This window comes from Mesorhizobium sp. M2C.T.Ca.TU.002.02.1.1, assembly GCF_003997225.1.
On record NZ_RZTO01000336.1, the window covers coordinates 1 to 6,112 of the forward strand.

The following is a 6,112-nucleotide window of genomic DNA, read 5'->3' on the forward strand; positions in this document are numbered from 1 at the left end:
GTCTCAAGCGAAGCAGCTTAATGCCTTGCCGACGCGGGTGCGGATCTCGGCCAGCGTGAACGGCTTCTGCACGACGTCGAGGATGATGCCGTTGAGCTCCTCGGCGCGCTCACGCTGGTCGGCATAGCCGGTCATCAGCATGATTCTCATCACCGGGAACTCTCTTGCGGCGGCTGTCGCCATCTCGATGCCGTCCATTTCCGGCATGCGGATGTCGGACACCACAAGGTCGTAGCCGCCGCGGGCCTGCCGGATCATATCCAGCCCCTGCGCGCCGTCGGTGGCGACGGTGACATTATGGCCGTCGCGCTCGAGCGCGCGGGCGGCGAGGGTGCGGACGGACTCATCGTCCTCGACGATCAGAAGCTTTGCCATGCCGAGATAGATGCCGCCGAAACGTTGATGTTTTCTGAAAATTCTAACGATCGGCGCCTTTTCGGAAGGACGCTGGCGTCCTTTCAGGCGTCGCCCTTCACCACCCCGACAAACGGCAGTTCGCGGAACGCGTGGGCGACATCCATGCCGTAGCCGACGACGAAATAGTCCGGACAGTCGAAGCCGACATAATCGGCGTTGAGCGCGGTCTGGCGGCGCATGCGCTTGTCGAGCAGCACGGCGATGGCGCAGCTCCTGGCGCCGCGCGAAAGCATCAGATCGCGGGTGAAGGAAAGCGTCTTGCCGGATTCCAGTATGTCGTCGATCAACAGCACGTCGCGGCCGGCGACCTCGTTGTCGATGTCGCGCAGCACCCTGACCTCGCCGCTCGTGGTGCCGGCGCCATAGCTCGAAATGAAGATGAACTCGACTTCCGGCGACAGGCCGACATCATGCATGGCGCGGATGAGATCGGCGGCGAAGACGAACGAGCCCTTGAGGATCGAGATCACCAAGAGGTCGTGGTAGTCGCGCCCGGCGATTTCCTTGGCGAGCTCGAGATTGCGGCGCGCGATCGCCGACGCCGAAAACAGAACCTCGATGTCCTTACCGCGCACAACTGGCATAGCTTTTCCTTCAAAATCGCCTTGGCGCCGATCCTGCCGATATGGCGAGATATAAGTCAGGCCGGCATCCAGCCGAATATCGACACACCTAGCCGGCGAAGACGACTGCCACGGCTTTGATGCCGTCTTTAGGCACATCGAGGCGGCTGGAAAAGCCGAATCTTTCGCCGGGCCCCAGGGAACGGTTGGATGTCCCCAGCCTGTAGCGGATGATATTGGCGTTGTTGTCGGTGACGCGGATTTCGAGCGGCGGCAGCGTTTCCGACTTCATCCCGTCATTCGCCGCCTCGCCATCCACGAACAGCACCGGCTTCAAGCCCGACGCGTCGATGCGCGACGTCACGCCGGAAATGGTGAGCGCGCTCGCCGGCGCGGCGGTCGTCCAAAAGGGGCTTTGCCGGACCAGCGCATGACCACCCGACACCCAGAAGGAGGCGAGCGCTATGCCGACGCCGGCGACCCAGAACAGCGGGCCGCCTCGCGAGGAGCGCGACGGCGCGGCTTCCGGCTTGCGCAGCATGCCCATGCCTTCGATCGATGGCGAGGAAGGAATCTGCGGCGGCGCGGGCGCTGTCGACGATTCAGGGTGCGCGACAAAACGCGGCAGCACTACATAGTCGGCATCGACGATGTCGGTCGCGCCGGACATGACGCGCTCCGGCGCGGCATTTGTCGTCGAACCGGTCATGATTTCGCCGGAAACAGGGCGCGCGGTTCTCTCGTCAGCCATTGCGGCACCAGTGCAATCTTCGTTTCTTTTGCGTAAACGGAATTGGTTAACGCTTCCCCACCGGAATGGCTTTGATGCACGCTGAACGTCACAAAATTAACCGCCGGTTAACCATGCCGGCCGATGGTCTGTTAAAGTAGATTGTGGCGCGTCGCCGCCGAGAGTTTCAGGTCGCCGAACGTGATCCGCTTCGAAAATGTCGGCCTCCGCTATGGCATGGGTCCGGAGATCCTCCGCGACATTTCCCTGCACATTCCGGAGCGCTCCTTTCAGTTCTTGAGCGGCCCTTCGGGCGCCGGCAAGACGACCTTGCTGCGCCTTTTGTTCATGTCGCTGAAGCCGACGCGCGGCCTGATCACCATCTTCGGCAAGGACCGCTCGCGCATCTCGCGCGGCGAACTGCCGTTGCTGCGCCGCCGCATCGGCGTGGTGTTCCAGGATTTCCGTCTGCTCGACCACATGACGACGTACGAGAATGTCGCGCTGCCCTTGCGCGTGCGCGGGCGCGAGGAAGCGAGCTACCGCACCGACGTGACCGAGCTTCTGAAATGGGTCGGCCTCGGCGACCGCATGCATGTGCTGCCGCCGGTGCTGTCCGGGGGCGAGAAGCAGCGCGCCGCGATCGCCCGCGCGCTGATAGAGCAGCCGGAAATCCTTTTGGCCGACGAGCCGACCGGCAATGTCGACCCGCCTCTGGCGCGCCGGCTGCTCAGGCTGTTCATCGAATTGAACCGGCTGGGCACCGCCGTGGTGATCGCCACCCACGACCTTGGCCTGATGGAGCAGGTCGATGCGCGCCGCATGATTCTGGCTGGCGGAAGGTTGGACGTCTATGACTGACCTTCCAGCCGATCACCTGCACGATGAAGCCGACGCCGAGGCGCCGCCGACGATCCGGCGTGTCCAGCGCAAGACGGCGCCGATCGTGCCGGCGCAGAACATCGCCGGCCGGGCGCTGGTGCTGGTCATCGCCATCATGACTTTCCTGTCCTGCCTCACCTTCGGCGCGGTCACGCTGGTGCGTGACACCGCATCGGTCTGGGAGAACCAGATCTCGCGCGAGGCGACGATCCAGATCAAGCCGGCCGACGGTCTCGACATGGAGGCGGCCCTTGCGCAGGCCTCGCAGATCGCCAGCGAGTTCCCCGGCGTGAAGGGCACCAAGATCATCGACCGCGACGCGACCGCGCGCCTTCTGGAACCATGGCTGGGCAGCGGCCTCAACATCGACGAGCTGCCGGTGCCGCGCCTCATCATCGTCACCATCGACGAGGCCAGCCCGCCGGACTTCGCCGCCATGCGCGCCGCCATCGCGCCCAAGATCCCGACCGCGGCGCTCGACGACCATCGCACCTGGGTCGACCGCCTTGTCGCCATGGCGCACACGACGGTGACGATCGGCATCGCCGTCTTGGTGCTGATGCTCTCGGCGACCGTGCTGACGGTCGTGTTCGCCACGCGCGGCGCCATGGCCGGCAACGGCCATATCATCGAGGTGCTGCATTTCGTCGGCGCCGAGGCGCGCTTCATCGCGCGCGAGTTCCGTTGGCATTTCCTGGTCACCGGCATGAAGGGCGCGGCCGCCGGCGGCGCGCTCGCGATCCTCGTCTTCATCGTGTTTTCCTGGTGGTCGTCGCGCAACATGGCCACGCCTGAGGCCGACCAGGCGACCGCTTTGTTCGGCAATTTCGCCATCGGCTCCGCCGGCTATTTCGGCGTCGGCCTCATGGTGCTGGTGATCGGCGCGCTGACCGCGGCGACCTCGCACGCCACCGTCGTCGCCTATCTCAGCGACATCGACGTTCGCCAACCGGATGCGGGCTGATCCATGAGCTCAATCCGAAAGCCGGCGCAAGCGCTATATAAGACAACGATCACACACGGGACACCTGCCGTAACGCAATGTGCGCGTCTTACCCATCAAACGCCGCATTTCGGAGTTAACCATGCGATGCTTTCAGGATTAACCTGGGGATGATGGAAGCGCGGGATTCGATCGATACGGTTGGACGGATGCCGGCGATGCGTGCGCGCAGCGCTGCCCCCGCCGGGCTTGGTCGTTTGCGGCTCGCCTTGCGCGTCTGCGGTTTCGCGGTTCTCGCCGCGCTGGTGCTTTTTGCCGGCGGCTTCGGCTGGTTCGCCGACAAGGTCAGCCACATGACGACGCCGACCAATCCGGCCAGGGCCGACGCCATCATCGTGCTCACGGGCGGGCAGTCGCGGCTCGACGCGGCGATGGATCTGCTGGCCTCCGGCAAGGGCGAGCGATTGCTGATCAGCGGTGTCCATCCCTCGGCCACAAGGCGCCAGCTGCAGGCGGCGATGGGCGGCGACAAGCAGCTCTTCTCCTGTTGCGTCGATATCGACCGCGCCGCGCTCGATACCATCGGCAATGCCGAGGAAAGCGCCAAATGGGTGGAGAACCACGCCTATGGCAGCATCATCATCGTCACCAACAATTACCACATGCCGCGCAGCCTGCTCGAGATGGGCCGGCTGCTGCATGGCGCGCGGCTCGAGCCCTATCCGGTGGTCAACACCAATCTCGGCAATGGCGGCTGGCTGACCAAGCCGGAGGCGCTGCGCGTGCTGCTCACCGAATACAGCAAATATGTGCTGTCGCTGGCGCGCGGCGTCCTGCCGCTGCGCACGACGCCCGAGGGCGTCACGCTGGCGGAAGCATCGACCGTTGTGAAGAACTAGACCTTAGCCGCCGCATTACCGCGTAAGCGGGCAATCTCCTGCTCCAGGCCGGCGATGCGCCGGTCGCGCTCGGCCAGTGCCGCCGCGACATCCGCCGCCTCGAAGCGCTGCGGTATGTGCTGCGGGCAATTGGCATCCCAGGCCGTGACCGTGAACAGGATCGCCTGCTCCGGCCGTGCCTTGTAGTCCGCCGGCATCAGCTTCGCCGTCAGCTCCGGGTCATTTTCGACGACCCGAGCCCTGCCCCAGATCTTGATCCGCTGCCTGAGCATGTAGTCGATCAGGAACAGGAAGGCCTGGTCGTTGTCATCGAGATTGCCCTGGGTGATGAACTGCCGGTTGCCGGAAAAGTCCGCGAAGCCGATCATGTGCTCGTCCAGCACCTTGAGGAAGCCGGCCGGCCCGCCGCGATGCTGGATGTAGGGTTGGCCTTCGGCGTTCGCCGTCGCCAGGAACACGCTGGTCTGCGCCTCGATGAGGGCGGCAAGGTCGGGCGTGATCGTCGCCCGCCAGCCGCCGCGCTGCTCGACGCGCGCATAGGACTCGCGCGATCCCTTGCGGGACTGAATGGCCTTGACGGTCGGCGTGAAGGCGACGTCGCTGGTGAATTCGTGCATGCCGGCGCTCCTTGGACCAGGATAGCATGTCATTTAGCCTCTTCCGAAAATCGGATGTAGAGCGCATATTCGCAATCCATCTTTCCAGTTTTTGGAAGAATCATGGACCGTCTCGACGCCATGTCCCTGTTCGTCGCCACCGTGGAGGCCGGCAGCCTTTCCGCTGCAGCCAGGCGCGCCGGCGTGCCGCTGGCGACGGTGAGCCGCAAGCTCACCGACCTGGAGAAGCATTTGAAGACGCGCCTGCTCAACCGCTCGACGCGTCGCCTGACGCTCACCGATGCCGGCCAATCCTATCTCACCGCCTGCCGCCGCATCCTCGACGAGGTGAGCGAAGCCGAACGCACCGCGGCCGGCGAATATTCGAGCCCGACCGGCGAGCTGGTCATCACGGCGCCGGTCGTCTTCGGCCGCCTGCATGTGCTGCCGGTGATCACCGCCTTTCTCGCCATCTATCCGCAAGTGGATATCCGCCTGACCTTGTCCGACCGGATCACTCAGCTGGCCGAGGAGCATATCGATCTGGCGGTGCGCATCGGCGAGCTGCAGGGTTCGGCCATGGTCGCAATCCGCGTCGGCTCGATCCGTCGCGTCGTCTGCGCAAGCCCCGCCTATCTCGCCATGCACGGCACGCCGGAGAAACCGCAGGATCTCGCGGGCCACAACTGCGTCACCTTCGAAGGTCTCGCCGCTCCCGCGACATGGAGTTTTGGCTCTGGCAAGACGGAAACCACGGTCCCGGTCCGCTCGCGCCTGCAGGTCAACACCGCCGAAGCGGCGATCGATGCCGCGATTGCCGGCCTCGGCCTGACAAAAGTGCTCTCCTACCAGGCGGACGCCGCCGTGCGCGCCGGCGCGCTGCGGGTGGTGCTGGAGCCGTTCGAGCCACCGCCCTGGCCGGTGAGCCTCGTCCATGCCGGCCAGGGCCGGTTGCCGGTGAAGCTGCGCGCCTTCCTCGATTTTGCAGCGCCGCGCCTGAGAGAGCGGCTGGCGCGGTCACTTTGAGCAATTCCAGGAAAAGTGCATCGCGGTTTTCCGTCCGGAATTACGGCAAGCAAGAG

8 protein-coding genes are annotated in these 6,112 nt (G+C 64.8%); 4 read left to right on the forward strand and 4 right to left on the reverse strand.

Going from position 1 to position 6,112, the window contains the following annotated elements; translation table 11 throughout:
* Window positions 1–3: 3 nt before the first annotated feature.
* The 3 genes from EOD07_RS18395 to EOD07_RS18405 form a co-directional block, all read right to left on the reverse strand.
* Window positions 4–375: a response regulator gene (locus tag EOD07_RS18395; RefSeq protein ID WP_040989271.1), complete on the reverse strand. Its 372-nt coding sequence runs from the start codon at window positions 373–375 to the stop codon at window positions 4–6.
* A gap of 83 nt (window positions 376–458) precedes the next feature.
* Window positions 459–1,001 (reverse strand): hypoxanthine phosphoribosyltransferase, encoded by a 543-nt coding sequence (gene hpt, locus EOD07_RS18400; RefSeq protein WP_040989272.1) that lies wholly within the window; start codon window positions 999–1,001, stop codon window positions 459–461.
* Between the two features lie 88 nt (window positions 1,002–1,089).
* On the reverse strand, window positions 1,090–1,731 hold the full coding sequence (locus tag EOD07_RS18405; RefSeq protein WP_127236487.1) for a hypothetical protein: 642 nt from the start codon (window positions 1,729–1,731) through the stop codon (window positions 1,090–1,092).
* Window positions 1,732–1,911: 180 nt separating this feature from the next.
* Here EOD07_RS18405 and ftsE point away from each other — a divergent pair, with 180 nt between their 5' ends.
* The 3 genes from ftsE to EOD07_RS18420 all read left to right on the forward strand — a co-directional run bounded on the left by ftsE (window position 1,912) and on the right by EOD07_RS18420 (window position 4,434).
* Window positions 1,912–2,571: a cell division ATP-binding protein FtsE gene (ftsE, locus tag EOD07_RS18410; protein WP_027167480.1), complete on the forward strand. Its 660-nt coding sequence runs from the start codon at window positions 1,912–1,914 to the stop codon at window positions 2,569–2,571.
* Window positions 2,564–3,556, forward strand: a complete 993-nt coding sequence (locus EOD07_RS18415; protein WP_127236488.1) for an ABC transporter permease — start codon at window positions 2,564–2,566, stop codon at window positions 3,554–3,556. The genes ftsE and EOD07_RS18415 overlap by 8 nt, the downstream gene beginning before the upstream one ends.
* A 197-nt stretch (window positions 3,557–3,753) precedes the next feature.
* Window positions 3,754–4,434 carry a YdcF family protein gene (locus EOD07_RS18420; RefSeq protein WP_245470218.1) on the forward strand — a complete coding sequence of 227 codons (681 nt, stop codon included), beginning with the start codon at window positions 3,754–3,756 and terminating at the stop codon, window positions 4,432–4,434.
* Here the strand turns inward: EOD07_RS18420 and EOD07_RS18425 are convergent.
* A complete protein-coding gene (locus EOD07_RS18425) occupies window positions 4,431–5,051 on the reverse strand; it encodes a pyridoxamine 5'-phosphate oxidase family protein (protein ID WP_127236490.1) in 621 nt (206 codons plus the stop codon). The genes EOD07_RS18420 and EOD07_RS18425 overlap by 4 nt on opposite strands.
* Window positions 5,052–5,153: 102 nt before the next feature.
* Between EOD07_RS18425 and EOD07_RS18430 the strand changes: the two genes are divergently transcribed.
* A complete protein-coding gene (locus tag EOD07_RS18430) occupies window positions 5,154–6,056 on the forward strand; it encodes a LysR family transcriptional regulator (RefSeq protein ID WP_127236491.1) in 903 nt (300 codons plus the stop codon).
* The last annotated feature ends 56 nt before the right edge of the window (window positions 6,057–6,112 follow it).